A 16,202-nucleotide genomic window follows, 5' to 3' on the forward strand; every position below is an offset into this window, starting at 1 on the left:
CGTAGGCGTTTATCCAACAGATCGCGTGCGAGCCACGTTCCCCTCCTAGTCAAACCGCATGGGTGGTTTGTTACTGTGAGGACTAACGACCAGGGCCGCACCGAGAGGGAGGGACAAGTCATGACCGTTGTTGATGACCTTTCTCGGGCCGCCGTCGAAACGACGGACGCGCACGGCCGGGTGGCCGAGCTGCACGCGGTCCGGGCACAGGCCGTCAGCGGGCCCAGTGAGAAGGCCACCGAGGCGCAGCACGCCAAGGGCAAGCTGACGGCGCGTGAGCGGATCGAGCTGCTGCTGGACGAGGGCTCGTTCAACGAGGTGGAGCAGCTGCGCCGGCATCGCGCCCAGGGCTTCGGGTTGGAGAACAAGAAGCCGTACACCGACGGTGTGATCACCGGTTGGGGGACGGTGGAGGGCCGGACGGTCTTCGTGTACGCGCACGACTTCCGGATCTTCGGTGGCGCGCTGGGCGAGGCGCATGCGCAGAAGATCCACAAGATCATGGACATGGCCATCTCGGCCGGTGCGCCGCTGGTCTCGCTGAACGACGGCGCGGGCGCCCGGATCCAGGAGGGCGTCTCCGCGCTGGCCGGCTACGGCGGCATCTTCCAGCGCAACACCAGAGCGTCGGGGGTCATCCCGCAGATCTCGGTGATGCTGGGCCCGTGCGCGGGCGGTGCGGCCTACTCGCCGGCGCTGACCGACTTCGTCTTCATGGTCCGCGAGACCTCGCAGATGTTCATCACCGGCCCGGACGTGGTCAAGGCGGTGACCGGCGAGGAGATCAGCCAGAACGGCCTGGGCGGCGCCGACGTGCACGCCGGCACCTCGGGCGTGGCGCACTTCGCCTACGACGACGAGCAGACCTGCATCGCCGAGGTCCGCTACCTGCTCTCGCTGCTGCCGCAGAACAACCGCGAGTACCCGCCGTGCGTGCCGTGCAGCGACCCGCAGACCCGCCGCTCGGAGGTCCTGCTCGACCTGGTGCCGGCCGACGGCAGCCGGCCGTACGACATGGCCAAGGTGATCGAGGAGATCGTCGACGACGGCGAGTACCTGGAGGTCCACGAGCGCTGGGCGCGCAACGTGATCTGCGCCCTGGGGCGGCTGAACGGCTCGGTGGTGGGCATCGTGGCCAACCAGCCCGCCGCGCTGGCCGGGGTGCTGGACATCGAGGCGAGTGAGAAGGCGGCGCGCTTCGTGCAGCTGTGCGACGCCTTCAACATCCCGATCATCACCCTGCTGGACGTGCCCGGCTTCCTGCCCGGCGTCGACCAGGAGCACGGCGGCATCATCCGGCACGGCGCCAAGCTGCTGTACGCGTACTGCAACGCCACCGTGCCGCGGATCTCGCTGATCCTGCGCAAGGCCTACGGCGGCGCCTACATCGTGATGGACTCCCAGTCGATCGGCGCCGACCTGACCTTCGCCTGGCCGACCAACGAGATCGCGGTGATGGGCGCCGAGGGTGCCGCCAACGTGATCTTCCGGCGGCAGATCGCCGAGGCCGAGGACCCCGAGGCGATGCGGGCCCAGATGGTCAAGGAGTACAAGAACGAGTTGATGCACCCGTACTACGCCGCCGAGCGCGGCCTGGTCGACGACGTCATCGACCCCGCCGAGACCCGCGATGTCCTCATCCGGTCCCTCGCCATGCTCCGCAACAAGCACGTCGACGTGCCCTCCCGCAAGCACGGCAACCCACCGCAGTAACGGAGCACCAATGGTCAAACAGGAACGTGCGTTGCGCACCCGGGAGTCCCTGGTCAGGGCCGCGGCCGAGCTGTTCCAGCGCGACGGTTACACCATCGCCTCGCTCACCACGATCAGCAGAGCGGCCGGGGTGAGCAGCGGTGCGCTGCACTTCCACTTCGCCAGCAAAGCCGCGCTGGCGGATGCGGTCGAGGAGGCCGCGTTGACCAAGCTCCAGGCGCTCACCCGGGACACCCCGCAGGCCGCCGCGGGAAGCAGCCTGCAGCGGCTCGTGGACGCCACCCACCGGCTCGCCCACGTGCTGAGCGAGGACCCGGTGCTGCGGGCCGGGTTCGAGCTCTGCAGCGATCCGGCCCGCACGCCGCGGATCGACCTGCGCGAGCAGTGGCAGCGCTGGATCGAGCAGGTGCTGCAGCGGGCCGGCGAGGACGGCGAACTGCGCCCCGAGGTGGTGCCCGACGGGGCCGCCACCGCGGTGGTGGCCGGCACCGTCGGCCTGGAGGTGCTCAGTTCCCGCAAGGCCGACTGGCTCTTCCCGGAGACCGTCGCCCGGTTCTGGCAGGTGCTGCTGCCCACGCTCGCCGCGCCGGACCTGCTGCCCAGGCCGACCGCCGTCGCCAGCGGGCCAACAATACCGACCAACTAGTCTCTTTTTCCGACGTGACGGCCGCTCAGGCGGCCGCCACCACCCCGGCCCGGCCACCGCTCACCAGCGGTGGCCGGGCTGTTTCGTGGTGCCCGTGGGGCCGATCGAGCACTACTTGTCATGGACTTGGCGTCTTCGATCCACTGGAGAGACCGCCACGCGAGCAGCCCAGTAGTGCTTGAGGATTGACAAACCGACTGTGCCGTTTTTTTATAGACCAGTGCGGTTTTAGCCTCGCGGGATGCCCGGCGACGGGCGCTCCGCAGCGGCCGGGTTCCGGCTCGCAGACACCCATTGGGGGAGACATGGACATCGAAGTCCTGGGCGCGCTATCGGTGCGTGAGAACGGAGTCTCGATCACGCCGACGGCCCCCAAGCCGCGACAAGTCCTGGCGCTCCTCGCCCTGCACGCCGACCAGGTCGTCTCGGTCTCGACGCTGACCGAGGAGCTGTGGGGTGCAGCTCCTCCGCGCAGTGCCCGGACCACCCTGCAGACCTACATCCTGCAGTTGCGCGAACTGATCGCCGAGGCGCTCACCCACGGCGAGAACGAGCGCTGCACGGCCAAGGACATTCTGGTCACCCTGCCTGGAGGCTACCGGCTGGAGACCCGCGGCGGCACCCTTGATTACCGCGAGTTCGAACGGCGCGCCGGCGCCGGCTACCGCGCCATGGACGCCGAGGACTACAGCGGCGCCTCCCGCCGCCTGGCCGACGCGCTCGCACTGTGGACCGGCCCGGCCCTGGCCGACATCCACGCCGGCAGCCGGATCGCCATGGAGAGCAAGCGGCTGGAGGAGGCCCGGCTGTGCGCGCTCGACCAGCGCATCGAGGCCGACTTACGACTGGGGCGCCACCGCGAACTGCTCTCCGAGCTGACCGTGCTGGTCAACCAGTACCGGATGCACGAGAGCCTGCACGGCCAGTTCATGCTCGCCCTGCACCGCTCCGGCCGGCGCGGCGAGGCGCTCAACGTCTACCAGCGGCTGCGCGCCACCCTGGTCTCGGAGCTCGGCCTGGAGCCCTCCGCGGCGCTCGGCCGGCTGCAGCGCTCGATCCTGACCACCCGGCCGGAAGCCGCCCCGGCCCAGCCCGCACCGCGGCGCCTGGTCACCCGCTGACCCGGGCAGAGCAGACAAGGAGCCGGCCGGTGCACCCCAGGACGAACCCGGACCGGCAGCGGCCCTCAGCCGCTCGCCGCCTCCCGTGCGGTCAACCGCTCCACCCGGCCGAGCAGGTCCTGGTGCTCCAGGGCCAGCCGCTCCAACTGCCGGCGCAGCCGCACCACCTCGGCGCGCAGCACCCCGACCTCCTCCTCCAGTCGACCGGGCGCCGCGGGGGCCGCCCGGTCGGCCGGTGCCAGCACCGCGCCGGGGTCCTGCTGGTGCAGGATCGCCTCCATCCGGCCGCGCAGCGCCGGGCCCGGCTCGACGCCCAGGTCGTGCAGCAGCCGGCGCCGGGCCCGGTCGTAGACGCCCAGCGCCTCCGCCTGGCGGCCGCCCTGGTACATCGCGGCCATCAGCAGCTCGTAGAACCGTTCGCGCAGCGGGTGCGCGGTGGTCAGCTCCTCCAGCTCGCCGGCGACGCCGCCGGTGCGGCCGGCCCGCAGGCAGGCGTCGTAGAGCGTCTCCAGGGCGGCCAGTCGGCTCTCCTCCAGCAGCGAGGCCTCGGCCGAGCAGATGGTGCCGCGGCCGCAGCCCTCCAGGGCGGGGCCGCGCCACAGCGCCAGGGCCGTGCGCAGCACCTCGCTGGCCCGGCCGGGCTCGGCGGCGGCCAGGGTACGGCCCTCGGCGGCCAGCCGCAGGAAGCGCCGCGCGTCGGTGTCGGTGCGGTCCAGTCGCAGCACGTAGCCCAGCGGGCGGGTGACCAACCACTCGTGGTGCGCCTCGCCCGAGCCCGGGGCCGGCAGCGGCAGCAGCCGGCGCAGCCTGGCCACGTGGGCCTGCAGGGCGTTGGCCGCGTTGGCCGGCGGGTGCTCGCCCCACAGTTCGTCGACGAGCCGGTCCGCGGGCACGACCTGGTCGGCCTTCACGACCAGCGCCCCGAGCAGGGCCCGCTGCTTGGCGCCGGTGGGCACGATCCGCAGGTCGGCGCGTTCGTCGTAGACCTGGACGGACCCCAGAATCCGGAACTCCATCTCATCCTCACACCGGGAATTTCGGCGGAACCGCGGCCGGCCGGCACGGCGTCCCGGCGTCTCCCGGTGAATTGCCGCGGTTCATTCCCGCCCGCGGCCGAGAGTAGCCCCGGCGCGGTCCGCCCGCCGGTATTCGCCAGCGGATCGCAGGGGGTCGTGGAAGGTTCCTCGAGGAGGATTCAGGGCGGATTCAGGCCGCATCGAAGGCGGCCACCGGAACGCCGGCCGGGCCGCCCTGCCGGTGGTAGCAGCTGAGCAGGTCCAGCAGGACCCGGTCGGGCAGCTCCGGCAGGAAGTCGGGGCGGGCGACAGCTCCGCCCGGACGGCCGGACTCGGCCAGGCGTACGAGCACTCCCCTGGTGAACGGGTCCGTGTCGACCCCGTCGAGTTCCACCGCCATGGCTCGAAAGCTAACAGCCGCGGCCCGGTGGCAACAGGGCAGAACCCGGCCACCGTGGTCCCGGGTCCCTTTGTCAGCCGTATATCAGTGCGACGTCAGGATACTTCCGAGAAGTTCTCAAGAATTGCTAGAGCGACCCTGGTGGGCGGATCGGAAGGGGTTATTGTTCCCTTGCCTGCCGGCTTAGGCAGTGGCAGAAATTGCTCGGGGGCGACAGTCTGAGGAATCGAACAGCGGCTCGGAACCAACGGCGTCCGACAACGGCGCAGAGGGGGAACCCATGAAGATAAAAGTCCTGGGCACGTTGAACGCCGAAGTCAATGGCATGTCCATCGTTCCCACCGCGGGCAAGCCCCGCCAGATCCTGGCGCTGCTCGCCCTGTACCCCGGCCGAGTCGTCCCGGTCCCCACCCTGATGGAGGAGATCTGGGGATCCGACCTGCCGCAGAGTTCGCTGACCACGCTCCAGACCTACATCCTTCAGCTGCGCCGACTGCTCGGCACCGCCATGGGCCCGGACGTCCCGGGCTCGGTGAAGGACGTGCTGGCCACCCGGTACGGCGGCTACCTGCTGCAGATCCCCAGCGAGGCCGTCGACGTCTATGCCTACGAGCGCCTGGTGGCCGAGGGCCGGCAGGCCTTCGAGGACGGCGAGGACGACTTCGCCGCCGCGCGGCTGCGCGAGGCGCTCGACCTGTGGGAGGGACCGGCCCTGGTCGACGTGCGGGTGGGACCGATCCTGGAGATCGAGGTGATGCGCCTCGAGGAGAGCAGACTCGTCGCCCGGGAACGCCGGATCGACGCGGATCTGCGGCTCGGGCGACACGCCGAACTCCTCGCCGAGCTCACCGACCTGGTCGCCCGTCACCCGCAGCACGAGGGCCTGCACTCGCAGGCGATGGTGGCCCTCTACCGCTCCGGACGACAGGCCTCCGCGCTCGACGTCTACCGCCGGCTGCGCCAGCGGCTGATCGAGGAACTCGGCGTCGAGCCCTCCCCCCAGCTGCAGCGGATGCACCAGGCGATGCTCGCGGTCGACCCGCGCCTGGACGTGGTGGCCGGACCGCGCCGGACCTCCACGTTCGACCTGTACGCGGCCTGAGTTCGAGGGCCGTTCGAGGTCATCCGACGAAGCTCATCCTGCGGACGTCTGTGCCGCGGCCGGTGCTGCACCGCGGTCATCGCATCGCGCGGCGGACGGCGACCAGACATCTCCTCAAGGAGGACCAGGATGGCTTCTCGGACGGCGGTCGACGACGTGCGCCCGCAACCGGTCGGCCCACGACCGGTCAGGCTGTACTGCCTCGGCCACGCGGGTGCCGGCGTCGCCAGTTACCGCCGCTGGCCGGCGGCGGTGGGACCCGAGGTCGAGGTGGCCACCCTCCCGTTGCCCGGCCGCGACAGCCGCCGGCGCGAGACCCGGGTGACCGACCGCGCCGGGCTGCTCGCCGACCTGCTGCCGCCACTGCTCCGGGCGGCAGCATCCGGCCCCTACGCCCTGTACGGCCACAGCCTGGGCGCGCTGGTCGCCTACACGCTCACCCGGGCGCTGGACGACGCCGGCGCCCCGCCGCCGCTCTTCCTCGCGGTGGGCGCCTGCCTGCCCCCGCACGTGGCGACCGCCCTGGTGCGGGCCGCCGACCTGCCCGACGCGCAGCTGCTGCCGCTGCTGGACCACCTGGGCTCGCTGCCCAAGGGCGAGGCCGCCCGGCCCGGCGGGCTGTGGCACCGCAGCGTGCTGCCGGTGCTCCGCGACGACCTGCGGCTGGCCCGCTCGCTGCGCGAGGCGGCGCTGGACCCGGTCACCGGCGGGCCGGTGGACGTGCCGGTGCTGGTCTTCGCCGGCACCGAGGACCCGGTGGCGTTCCCGCAGGCGCTCACCGAGTGGCGCGGCTGGACCAACGCGGCGGTGGAGGCGCGCACCGTCGACGGCGGCCACTTCTTCGCCGACGGCCCCGAGCTCGCCGAACTGGTCGGCCGGGCCTGCCGCGAGCTGGTCGCCGCGCAGCCGGTGGGGGGCGTGCGATGAGGCGGGTCGTGATCACCGGCGTGGGCGTGGTCGCCCCCGGCGCGGTGGGCATCAAGAACTTCTGGGCGCTGCTGACCTCCGGGCGCACCGCGACCCGCAACATCACCCTCTTCGACGCCACCGGCTACCGCTCGCGGATCGCCGCCGAGGTCGACTTCGACCCCGCGGCCCACGGCTTCAACCTCGCCGACACCGAACGCCTGGACCGGGTGGCGCAGTTCGCGCTGGTCAGCGCCCGTGAGGCGGTCGCCGACGCCGGGCTCACCGAGGTGCTCGACGACCGCCCGCTGCGCTGCGGGGTGAGCCTGGGCAGCGCGGTCGGCTGCGTCACCGGGCTGGCCACCCAGTACGGGCTGCTCAGCGACTACGGCAACACCTGGGCGGTGGACCACGCCAAGGCGGCCGACTGCCTCTTCGACTACTTCGTGCCCAGCTCGCTGGCCGCGGTGGTGGCCCGCGACAGCGGCGCGCAGGGCCCGGCCGGCGTGGTCTCCAGCGGCTGCACCTCCGGCCTGGACGCGATCGGCCACGCGGCCGAACTGATCCGCGAGGGCAGCGCCGACGTGATGATCGCCGGCGGCGCCGAGGCCCCGATCTCCCCGATCGCGATGGCCTGCTTCGACCGGATCCAGCTCACCAGCCCGCGCAACGAGGAGCCCGGCACCGCCTCGCGCCCCTTCGACCGCACCCGCGACGGGTTCGTGCTCGGCGAGGGCGCCGCCGTGGTGATCCTGGAGGAGCTGGAGCACGCCCGCCGCCGCGGCGCCAACGCCTACGCGGAGCTGTCCGGCTTCGCCACCTACAGCAGCGCGCACCACATGACCGGGCTGCGCCCGGGCGGGCAGGAGATGGCGGACGCGATCCGGGCCGCCCTGGACGAGGCCCGGCTGAACCCGGTGGACGTCGACTACGTCAACGCGCACGGCGCCGGCACCCGGCACAACGACCGGCACGAGACGCACGCCTTCAAACTGGGCCTGGGCGAGCACGCCCGCCGGGTCCCGGTCAGCTCCATCAAGTCGATGATCGGACACGCACTCGGCGCGGCCGGCGCCCTGGACGTGGCGGCCAGCGTGCTCACCATCCAGCACAGCACCGTGCCGCCCACCGCCAACCTGCACCAGCCCGACCCGACCTGCGACCTGGACTACACCCCGCTCTTCGCCCGCGAGCACCGCACCAGCGCAGTGCTCAGCGTCGCCAGCGGGTTCGGCGGCTTCCACGCCGCGACGGTGCTGACCCGCCCACGCCTGAGGGAGGCGGCATGAGCGAGCCGATCCCGGCTCCGCAGCAGGAGCTGGACGAGCTGGAGGAACCGGTCGAGGACGAGGACCAGCGCCATCCGGCCCGGGCGGTGGTCACCGGCATCGGCGTGGCCGCCCCCAACGGCCTGGGCACCGAGGCCTGGTGGCAGGCGCTGCTGGCCGGGCGCAGCGGCATCGCCCCGATCACCCGGTTCGACGCCTCCGGCTACCCGGTGCGGATCGCCGGCGAGATCGCCGACTTCGTCGACGAGGACCACATCCCCAGCCGGCTGCTGCCCTCCACCGACCGGGTCACCCGGCTGAACCTGGTGGTCGCCCAGGAGGCGCTGGCGGACTCCGGGGCCGACCCGGCCGCGCTGCCCGGCTACGGGGCCGGCGTGATCACCGCCAGCGCCGCCGGCGGCACCGAGTTCGGCCAGCGCGGGCTGGAGGCGCTGTGGGGCAAGGGCGCCACCTACGTCAGCGCCTACCAGTCGTTCGCCTGGTTCCACGCGGCCGGCACCGCCCAGATCTCCATCCGCCACGCGCTGCGCGGCCCGGGCACCGCGATGGTCAGCGAGCAGGCCGGCGGGATCGACGCGCTGGCCCGGGCCCGCCGCGAGATCCGCAAGGGGGCCAGCCTGATGGTCACCGGCGGCGTCGACTCGGCGCTCTGCCCGTGGGGCTGGGTGGCCCATCTGTCGAGCGGGCGGCTCAGCACGGTCGGCGACCCGGACCGCGCCTACCTGCCCTTCGACCGGGCCGCCTGCGGCCACGTGGTCGGCGAGGGCGGGGCGCTGCTGGTGCTGGAGGACGCGGCGGCGGCCGCCGCCCGCGGGGCCGTCGGCTACGGCGTGGTGGCCGGGTGCGCGGCCACCTTCGACGGCGGCCCGGACCGCCCGCGGCTCAAGGAGGCCGCCGAACTCGCGCTGGCCGACGCCGGGGTGAGCACCGACCAGGTCGACGTGGTGTTCGCGGACGCGGCCGGCGAGCCCGCCGCGGACCGCAGCGAGGCGGCCGCGCTGACCGCCCTGTTCGGACCGTACGGGGTGCCGGTGACCGCACCCAAGTCGATGACCGGGCGGCTCGGCGCCGGCGGTGCCTCGCTGGACGTCGCGGCGGCGCTGCTGGCGCTGCGCGACAAGGTGATCCCGCCGACCACCGGGACCGCCCAGCTCGCCGAGGACTGCCGCCTGGACCTGGTGACCGAGGTCCCGCGGCGGCTGCCCCACCTGCGCACCGCCCTGGTGCTGGCACGTGGGCGCGGCGGCTTCAACTCGGCGGCGGTGGTCCGCGCGATGGACGCCTGACCGGGGCGGGGCGGACCGCACCGGGGCCCGGTCGGGCGGGCACCGGAGGGAGCGGGGCAACACAGGGGCGGCGGCCGTGGTGGCGATCACGGCCGCCGCCCTTCGTGGTGCCCGCCGGCCACCGGGCAGCGGGCCGGCACCACGTCGGGGCGCGGCACGGCGGACACCCGGCCGTGCCGGGGTCTCGCCTGCCGCCTGCTCACACCAGCCCGCTCGCTCCCGGCAGCCGGCGCAGCTCGCGCAGCAGCCGGCGCTCCAGGGCGGTCAGCGGCAGGTCGGGGCGCAGCCGTTCGGGGTGGCCGGGGGGCAGCGCGTCGGGCGCCGGGAGCCAGGCGGGCCCGGCCTCCGGTTCGCTCTCGCCGACGTGCAGCAGGCCGAGCACCACCAGGCCGTGCCAGACGGCGCGGACCATGGCGCACGGCGTCGGAGCCCGCATGTCGCCTCCTCAGGGTCGGGCCGCCGGGCGGCGGGTGGGTGGGCCGTGGTGCGGTCACTGTCCGCCGCGGTACTCGAAAAGCTGTGGCAATCCGGTCGAGCGGCGGTGGAACGGCAGCGGGACGGGCTTGACGCGAAGGGGTGCGCCGACGCTCCCACCGGCTCCACCGGGACTCGACCGGCCCCCGGCCGGATCACGAGCGTTTCCGGACAGGCTCTTGGGGACGGCCGCCGACTGCGGGCCGCCGAGCGTGCCTGCCCAGGCCCTCGGCGGACGGCGGGCGGACCTGCCGGTGTGCGGCACACCGGCACGGGCGGCCCCCGGGCCGGTCGGGGATACGCCCGTCCGGCCCGGCGGCGTCCCACCCGAAGGGGTCCGAGCGGCCGGTGTCCGACCAGCGGTCGGCGAGCAGGAGAGGCCGGAGACCCTACGAGAGGGGTGGGAAACATGTCGGACGCGCGAGTGCACCGCACCGTCCACGAAGTACGCGCGGCGGCCCCGGCCGGCGTGCTGTACGGGCTCATCGCGGACGCCACCCGGTGGCCGTTGTTCTTCCCGCCCTGCGTCCACGTCGAGCAGCTCGACTTCGACGGGGCGCGGGAGCGGTTGCGCATGTGGGCCACCGCGGAGGGCAGGATCACGTCCTGGGTCTCCAGCCGGCGCCTGGACGTGGAGCGCCTGCGGGTGGAGTTCACCATGGACCTGCCCGCCCACCCGATCGAGTCGATGGGCGGGCTGTGGACCGTCACACCGCTCGGCGACTCCTGCCGGGTGACCCTGGAGCACGCCTTCACCGTGATCGGCGACGACCCGGCCGCCGCGGCCTGGGTCGAGCGGGCGACCGCCACCAACAGCATCATCCAGCTGGACCGGCTGGCCGAACTGGCCGAGCGCTGGACCCGCCTGGACGACCTGGTGTGGGCCTTCGAGGACACCGTGCACGTCAACGCGCCGGCCGAGCTGATCTTCGACTTCCTCTACCGGGCCACGGACTGGCCCGCCGAACTGCCGCACGTCAACCGCCTCGAACTGATCGAGACGGAACCGGGCGTGCAGGTGATGTCGATGGGCAGCCTGTCGGTGGACGGCTCGGTGCACAGCACCGAATCGGTGCGGATCTGTTTCCCCGCCGCCCAGCGCATCGTCTACAAGCAGACCCGCACCTCGCCGCTGCTCGCCGCGCACGCCGGCGAGTGGTCGATCGAGCCGGACGAGACCGGCGTCAACCTGACCACCCGGCACGACGTGCTGCTCTGCGAGGAGAACATCGAGCAGGTGCTCGGCCCGGGCGTCGACGCCGTCACCGCCGGGCGCCACGTGCGCGAGGCCCTCGGCAAGGCGGGCCTGTCCGTCCTGCGGCACGCCGCCCAGTACGCCCTCGGCTCGGTCCACGTCCTGTGACCGCCACCGCTGTCACCACTGCCTCCGTGCGGGACCCCTCCGCCCCCGCACGGACCATCGGTGAGCCCGAGCGCGCCGCCCGGCTGGAGGCGGCGCTCGGGGACCCCTTCGCCCCGGACAACCCGCACGGCCACCTGGCGCTGCTGCGGGCCGACGAGGCCCGCGAGGTGCCCGCGGCCACCGAGGCGCTGCTCACCGAGGCCGGGCTGGCCGCCGAGTTCGTGCCACGCCACCTCGGCGGCCGGCTCACCGACCTGGAGGAGCTCGCCCGGGTGCTGCGGCCGCTGTTCCGCCGTGACCTGGCGCTCGGCTACGGCTTCGGCATCACCTCGCTGTTCGCCGCCTCGGCGGTGTGGACCGCCGGCGACGAGCGGCAGCGGCGGGCGCTGGCCGAGCTGCTGCTCGGCGGCGGCCGGGCCACCATCGTGCACCGCGAGGTGGCGCACGCCAACGCGATCCTGCGCAACGAGGTCGCCGCCACGCCGCGCCCGGACGGCGGCTGGCTGCTCAACGGCCGCAAGGACGCGGTCATCAACGCCCACCGGGCCGACGCCTTCGTGATGTACGCCCGCACCTCGCCCGAGGAGGGGCCGCACAGCCACTCCGTGCTGGTGCTCGGTCCCGACCTGCCCGGCACCGGCGAACTGCGCCGGCTGGAGCGGGTGGAGATGCCCGGCATGCGCGGCGCGCACTTCTTCGGCGTCGAGTGGGCGGACCTGCCGCTGCCGGCCGACGCGCTGGTCGGCGCCGTCGGCGAGGGCGTGGCGCTGGCGCTGCGCAGCTTCCAGATCAGCCACTGCCTGATCCCCGGCACGGTGCTCGCCGGGGTGGACAGCGTGCTGCGGCTGGCGGTGCGCGCCGCCACCGAGGACCGGCCCGACGGCCGGCCGGCCCGGCGCTGGCACAAGGTGCTCACCGGGGTCTTCGCCGACCTGCTGGCCTGCGACAGCATGGCCGTCACCGGGCTGCGCGCGATGAGCCTGCTGCCGGAGGAGTCCTACTTACTGGGTGCGGCCGTCAAGTACACGATGCCGGACCTGCTGCGCGAGGACCTGGAGGAACTGGCCACCGTGCTGGGCGGGCGCGGCTACGACCGCGGACCGCTGTACGGCGGCTTCCAGAAGCTGGTCCGGGACCTGCCGGTGGCCGGCCTCGGACACGCCGGCACCGCCGTCTGCCAGGCGGTGCTGGTACCGCAGCTGCCGGCGCTGGCCACCACCGCCTGGTTCCGCACCCCGGAACCGCCGGCCGAACTGTTCCGGCCCGGCGCCCCGCTGCCCGCCTTCGACCACCACCGCCTCGCCCACTCCGGCACCGACGACCTGCTCACCGCGACCCTGCTCGGCGTCGCCGGACGGCTGGCCACCCGGCGCACCGCCGGACCGCTGACCGCCGCCCTCGCCGTGCTCGCCGACACCTTCGTGGCGGAGCTGCGGGTGCTGCGGGCCCGCTGCGCCGCACTGGCCGGCCGCACCGGGCGCGCCGCCTTCGACCCGCAGGCCTGCGCCCTGGCCGACCGCTACGCCCTGGTGCTGGCGGCCGCCGCGGTGCTCGGGATCTGGGAGGGGCAGGCCGGCACCGGCTCGTTCCTGGAGGACCCGGCCTGGGCGGTGCTGGCGCTGAGCCGGATCGGGCGGCGGCTGGGCGCACCGGTGGCCGAGCTGCCGGCCGAGGTGGTGCCGACCGTGCTCGCCGAGGTGCTGGGCCGCTACCGGGAGGGCCGCAGCCTCGATCTCTACGGGAGCGCGCTGGCGGGTTGACCGTCCGCGCGTCCGGCCCGCGGTGCCAAGGTCGCCACCCGGGCCCGGCACGTCCTGCCGGCGAGCGCCGCCCCGCGGGCGGGCGCCCCGGCTTGTTCCCCGGCCCCGCCGCGGGGCGGCGCGGCCGGCTCGATTCGCAGGGAGAATCATGAACCAGGTGAGATGCGCCGAACCGGTGCACGTGCCGCGACCGGACGGCCCCTGGCACCAGGTGCGGACGGACCTGGCGGAACTGGGCAACGCGGTGGTCTACACGACCTGGAGCGAGTGGCTGCCGAGCATGCTCACCACCCCCCGGCTGCGCGATCTGCTGGGGGCGGACTGGGACCGCTACCGCCGTACCCCCGACGCCACCGTGCGCTACCGCTTCGCGGCCGCCCGACTGCTCATCAAGTGCACCGCCGCGCCCGCCCTCGGCGTGCCGCCGGAGTACCTCGACCTGGCCTACCGGCTGGGCGGGCGGCCCTACCTGCGCGGCTTCGACCAGGTCGAGCTGAGCCTGTCGCACACCGGCGACCTGATGGCCGTCGGGCTCAGCCGCACCGGTCGGATCGGGGTGGACGTGGAGCCGGCCGGGCGCTCGGTGCGCCTGGACCTGCTGGAGGCGCAGATCCTGACGCCGATGGAGGCGGCGGAGATCGCCGCCCTGCCGGAGGCGGAGCGGGTGCCGCACGCGCTGCGGCTGTGGACGCTGAAGGAGGCGTACACCAAGGCGCTCGGGCAGGGGCTGCGGCTGGGCTTCAAGGAGTTCGGCTTCAGCGAGGGCGAGCGGCTGCACGCCCCGGACGGCAGCGCCGCCACCCGGGGCGAGTGGGGCTTCGCCACCCACTCGGTGATGGGCCGCTACCTGCTGAGCATCGCCTGCCACGACGCGGGGCTGGGCGCGGCGAACGACACCTCGGCGGGCTCGATGCTCGACCAGGGGTTCCTGTCGGCGATGAGCCTGGCCGCCGACTGACCCGAGCGCCTGACCGACCCGCGGGCCGACCGACCTGACCGTCTGACCCGCCGCCTGACGGCGCGCTGACACCGGCCCACCGACACCACCCCGCCCCGGCGCGGCGCCGCGTCGACCCCGCCGGCCGACCCGGCCGCACGCTGCGGCTCCGCCCGCCCGCGAGCCGGCCTGTGGCGGACGCCGAGCCGGGTCAGCGCCCCGTCAGGCCGCTGCCAGCACCCTGCTCCAGGGTGGGCCCGGGAGCACCGCGCCCACCTCGGCGCTCCCCGGTCCGGCCGCCCGGCCGGCCCGTTCGGCTGCGCGCGCGGAAGCGGAGGAGGAGGCGGCCCATGGCCAGGTCCGGACCTCGGCACACCGCCCGCCGCTCCACCGAGCCGTCGCTGCCGCTCACCTGGCAGCAGCACGACCTGCTGCTCGACTCGCTGGAGCACCGCGGCACCGGCCGCCACGTCGAGCAGCTGTCCTGGCGCTGGCGCGGCCCGCTGGACACCGAACGCTTCACCGCCGCCTGGCAGTCCGTGGTGGACCGGGAGACCGTGCTGCGGGCCGCCTTCGCCTGGGAGCCCGAGCCGCACGTGGTGCTGCACGAGCGGGCCGAGGTCGAGGTGGCGCGCCACCCGGCCGGCAGCCTGGACTGGGAGGAGCTGCTGGAGTGCGACCGGCTGCGCGGCTTCGACCTGCGCAACCCCGGCCCGCTGCGGATCACCCTGCTGGACCTGCCCGACGAGCCGGGCCGGCTGCCGGCGCGCCCGGCCGCGACCCGGGTGCTGCTCACCTTCCACCACGGGCTGCTGGACGCCTGGAGCGTCTTCGTGCTGCTGGACGAGTTCTACCGGGCCTACCTGGCCGGCGGTGAACTGCCCGGCGGCGAGCGGCGCCCCGACGTGCGCGACTGGGTGCTCTGGCTGGACAGCCAGGACCTGGCCCCGGCCCGGGAGTTCTGGACCCGCACGGTGCCGGCCGGCGCCCCCGCGGTGCTGCCCGCCGTCCCCGGCCCGGCCACCCGCGAGCGCGGCAGCGGGCGGGTGGAGGCGCAGCTGACCCGGACCGAGGCCGAGCGGCTGCACTGCTGGGCCGCCGCCCAGGCGGTGCCCGACTCCACCGCGCTGCAGGCGGTGTGGGCGCTGCTGCTGTACCGCGGCGCCCGGGCCGGCGGGCCGGCGCAGGTCGGCTTCGGGGTCACCGTCTCGGGGCGCGGCATCGCGCTGGAGGCCGTCGAGCGGCTGCCCGGGCCGATGCGCAACTGCCTGCCGATGTCGGTGCAGGTCGCCCCGGAGCACCGGCTGTCCCAGCTGTTGACGGCGCTGCGCGACCGGGCGCTCGACATGGCCGCCTACGAGTGGGTGTCGACCGGTCAGATCCACGAGTGGACCGGTCGGGCCACCGGCGGCGGGCGGCTGCTGGAGAGCATGGTGGCGGTCGAGAGCATGCCGCACCGGCCCGAGGAGCTGTGCACCGAGCTGGCCGCCGACGGCATCCGGGTGGATCCGCCGCGGGCCAGCGGTGCGCAGCCGGCCCTGCCGGTGGCGCTGCTGGCCCACCGCGGCCCGGACGGCGGGCTGATCCTGATCGCCGTGCACGACCGGGCCCGGCTGTCGCGCGCCGAGGCGAGCCGGCTGCTGGGGCAGTGCGTGCGGCTGCTGCGCGAACTGCCCGGCACCGACCAGGAGACGACGGTCGCCCAGGTGCTCGCCGTGCTGGCCGGGGACGACCCGCCGCGGATCGCCGCGCGCCACCGCTCGGCCGCGCAGCACACCGCCCGGACCCGGTTGCACTCGATCGGTGGACGAGCGACCGTCGATCCGGTTACGAGCGGATCTTGACACGGTGAGGCGACAGATCACGAAGGAGTCGCCCGTGTACGACACCAGAGAAGAACTGCACGAGATCGAGCTGGGTGTGTTCGGGCTGGTCCCCCTGCGGGCCGCCCCGACGCTGCACCTGGCCGGTGCGGACGAGGAAGAGGACGACGCCATCGTCCGCGGGATCGACTAGCGAATGTCGTCCGACACCCCACCCACCGGGGTGTTGACCGACCGTTCGGCCGCCGGGTCCGTCCGACGACGGGCCCTCGTCCCACCGCCTGCCGCCGAGTGCGCCGCCGCCCCCGGGTCCGCCCGGCCGGGCCGGCGCCCGGGGCGGGCGACGGGCACCGGCCGGCTGGCGGC

The 16,202-nt window shown here is 74.2% G+C and carries 15 protein-coding genes; 12 read left to right on the forward strand and 3 right to left on the reverse strand.

The window, feature by feature from the left end; translation table 11 throughout:
- Positions 1-120: 120 nt before the first annotated feature.
- From ACQRUO_RS27200 to ACQRUO_RS27210, 3 genes are all read left to right on the forward strand, one after another.
- The gene (locus tag ACQRUO_RS27200; RefSeq protein ID WP_428318713.1) at positions 121-1,713 is read left to right on the forward strand and encodes an acyl-CoA carboxylase subunit beta; all 1,593 of its coding nucleotides are present in this window, start codon (positions 121-123) and stop codon (positions 1,711-1,713) included.
- 10 nt (positions 1,714-1,723) lie between these two features.
- Positions 1,724-2,359 (forward strand): ScbR family autoregulator-binding transcription factor, encoded by a 636-nt coding sequence (locus ACQRUO_RS27205; RefSeq protein ID WP_428318714.1) that lies wholly within the window; start codon positions 1,724-1,726, stop codon positions 2,357-2,359.
- Between the two features lie 305 nt (positions 2,360-2,664).
- Positions 2,665-3,480, forward strand: a complete 816-nt coding sequence (locus ACQRUO_RS27210) for an AfsR/SARP family transcriptional regulator (protein ID WP_428318715.1) — start codon at positions 2,665-2,667, stop codon at positions 3,478-3,480.
- A gap of 65 nt (positions 3,481-3,545) precedes the next feature.
- On the opposite strand, the gene ACQRUO_RS27215 is transcribed toward ACQRUO_RS27210, so the two are convergent.
- Both ACQRUO_RS27215 and ACQRUO_RS27220 read right to left on the reverse strand, forming a co-directional pair.
- Positions 3,546-4,496: an AfsR/SARP family transcriptional regulator gene (locus tag ACQRUO_RS27215; protein ID WP_428318716.1), complete on the reverse strand. Its 951-nt coding sequence runs from the start codon at positions 4,494-4,496 to the stop codon at positions 3,546-3,548.
- A gap of 190 nt (positions 4,497-4,686) precedes the next feature.
- Complete coding sequence (locus tag ACQRUO_RS27220; RefSeq protein ID WP_428318717.1) at positions 4,687-4,896, reverse strand: hypothetical protein; 210 nt, start codon at positions 4,894-4,896, stop codon at positions 4,687-4,689.
- Positions 4,897-5,176: 280 nt separating this feature from the next.
- On the opposite strand from ACQRUO_RS27220, the gene ACQRUO_RS27225 reads away from it, so the two are divergent.
- From ACQRUO_RS27225 to ACQRUO_RS27240, 4 genes are all read left to right on the forward strand, one after another.
- Positions 5,177-5,998, forward strand: a complete 822-nt coding sequence (locus ACQRUO_RS27225) for an AfsR/SARP family transcriptional regulator (protein ID WP_428318718.1) — start codon at positions 5,177-5,179, stop codon at positions 5,996-5,998.
- Positions 5,999-6,127: 129 nt separating this feature from the next.
- Positions 6,128-6,925 (forward strand): thioesterase II family protein, encoded by a 798-nt coding sequence (locus tag ACQRUO_RS27230; RefSeq protein ID WP_428318719.1) that lies wholly within the window; start codon positions 6,128-6,130, stop codon positions 6,923-6,925.
- Positions 6,922-8,193 carry a beta-ketoacyl-[acyl-carrier-protein] synthase family protein gene (locus ACQRUO_RS27235; RefSeq protein ID WP_428318720.1) on the forward strand — a complete coding sequence of 424 codons (1,272 nt, stop codon included), beginning with the start codon at positions 6,922-6,924 and terminating at the stop codon, positions 8,191-8,193. Before ACQRUO_RS27230 ends, ACQRUO_RS27235 begins: the two co-directional genes overlap by 4 nt.
- Positions 8,190-9,479 carry a ketosynthase chain-length factor gene (locus ACQRUO_RS27240; RefSeq protein WP_428318721.1) on the forward strand — a complete coding sequence of 430 codons (1,290 nt, stop codon included), beginning with the start codon at positions 8,190-8,192 and terminating at the stop codon, positions 9,477-9,479. The genes ACQRUO_RS27235 and ACQRUO_RS27240 overlap by 4 nt, the downstream gene beginning before the upstream one ends.
- A gap of 199 nt (positions 9,480-9,678) precedes the next feature.
- Here the strand turns inward: ACQRUO_RS27240 and ACQRUO_RS27245 are convergent, their stop codons facing one another.
- Entirely contained in the window at positions 9,679-9,915 is a 237-nt protein-coding gene (locus tag ACQRUO_RS27245; protein WP_428318722.1) for a DUF6059 family protein, read from the reverse strand.
- Positions 9,916-10,362: 447 nt separating this feature from the next.
- Between ACQRUO_RS27245 and ACQRUO_RS27250 the strand changes: the two genes are divergently transcribed.
- From ACQRUO_RS27250 to ACQRUO_RS27270, 5 genes are all read left to right on the forward strand, one after another.
- The gene (locus ACQRUO_RS27250) at positions 10,363-11,316 is read left to right on the forward strand and encodes an aromatase/cyclase (RefSeq protein ID WP_428318723.1); all 954 of its coding nucleotides are present in this window, start codon (positions 10,363-10,365) and stop codon (positions 11,314-11,316) included.
- Between the two features lie 26 nt (positions 11,317-11,342).
- The gene (locus ACQRUO_RS27255; RefSeq protein WP_428318724.1) at positions 11,343-13,076 is read left to right on the forward strand and encodes an acyl-CoA dehydrogenase; all 1,734 of its coding nucleotides are present in this window, start codon (positions 11,343-11,345) and stop codon (positions 13,074-13,076) included.
- Between the two features lie 148 nt (positions 13,077-13,224).
- A complete protein-coding gene (locus tag ACQRUO_RS27260) occupies positions 13,225-14,034 on the forward strand; it encodes a 4'-phosphopantetheinyl transferase family protein (protein ID WP_428318725.1) in 810 nt (269 codons plus the stop codon).
- Positions 14,035-14,363: 329 nt separating this feature from the next.
- Positions 14,364-15,857, forward strand: coding sequence for a condensation domain-containing protein (locus ACQRUO_RS27265; RefSeq protein WP_428318726.1), 1,494 nt, complete (start codon positions 14,364-14,366; stop codon positions 15,855-15,857).
- A gap of 34 nt (positions 15,858-15,891) precedes the next feature.
- Positions 15,892-16,029 carry a hypothetical protein gene (locus tag ACQRUO_RS27270; protein WP_428318727.1) on the forward strand — a complete coding sequence of 46 codons (138 nt, stop codon included), beginning with the start codon at positions 15,892-15,894 and terminating at the stop codon, positions 16,027-16,029.
- Positions 16,030-16,202: the final 173 nt, after the last annotated feature.

Source organism: Kitasatospora sp. LaBMicrA B282 (assembly GCF_050325825.1).
GTDB lineage: Bacteria > Actinomycetota > Actinomycetes > Streptomycetales > Streptomycetaceae > Kitasatospora.

Bases quoted from the DNA above. Each gene is read 5' to 3' on its own strand.
- ACQRUO_RS27240 (WP_428318721.1), top strand. From the start codon at position 8,190: ATGAGCGAGCCGATCCCGGCTCCGCAGCAGGAGCTGGACGAGCTGGAG.
- ACQRUO_RS27260 (WP_428318725.1), top strand. From the start codon at position 13,225: ATGAACCAGGTGAGATGCGCCGAACCGGTGCACGTGCCGCGACCGGAC.
- ACQRUO_RS27220 (WP_428318717.1), bottom strand. From the start codon at position 4,896: ATGGCGGTGGAACTCGACGGGGTCGACACGGACCCGTTCACCAGGGGA.
- ACQRUO_RS27210 (WP_428318715.1), top strand. From the start codon at position 2,665: ATGGACATCGAAGTCCTGGGCGCGCTATCGGTGCGTGAGAACGGAGTC.
- ACQRUO_RS27200 (WP_428318713.1), top strand. From the start codon at position 121: ATGACCGTTGTTGATGACCTTTCTCGGGCCGCCGTCGAAACGACGGAC.
- ACQRUO_RS27235 (WP_428318720.1), top strand. From the start codon at position 6,922: ATGAGGCGGGTCGTGATCACCGGCGTGGGCGTGGTCGCCCCCGGCGCG.
- ACQRUO_RS27250 (WP_428318723.1), top strand. From the start codon at position 10,363: ATGTCGGACGCGCGAGTGCACCGCACCGTCCACGAAGTACGCGCGGCG.
- ACQRUO_RS27230 (WP_428318719.1), top strand. From the start codon at position 6,128: ATGGCTTCTCGGACGGCGGTCGACGACGTGCGCCCGCAACCGGTCGGC.
- ACQRUO_RS27205 (WP_428318714.1), top strand. From the start codon at position 1,724: ATGGTCAAACAGGAACGTGCGTTGCGCACCCGGGAGTCCCTGGTCAGG.
- ACQRUO_RS27215 (WP_428318716.1), bottom strand. From the start codon at position 4,496: ATGGAGTTCCGGATTCTGGGGTCCGTCCAGGTCTACGACGAACGCGCC.
- ACQRUO_RS27265 (WP_428318726.1), top strand. From the start codon at position 14,364: ATGGCCAGGTCCGGACCTCGGCACACCGCCCGCCGCTCCACCGAGCCG.
- ACQRUO_RS27225 (WP_428318718.1), top strand. From the start codon at position 5,177: ATGAAGATAAAAGTCCTGGGCACGTTGAACGCCGAAGTCAATGGCATG.
- ACQRUO_RS27245 (WP_428318722.1), bottom strand. From the start codon at position 9,915: ATGCGGGCTCCGACGCCGTGCGCCATGGTCCGCGCCGTCTGGCACGGC.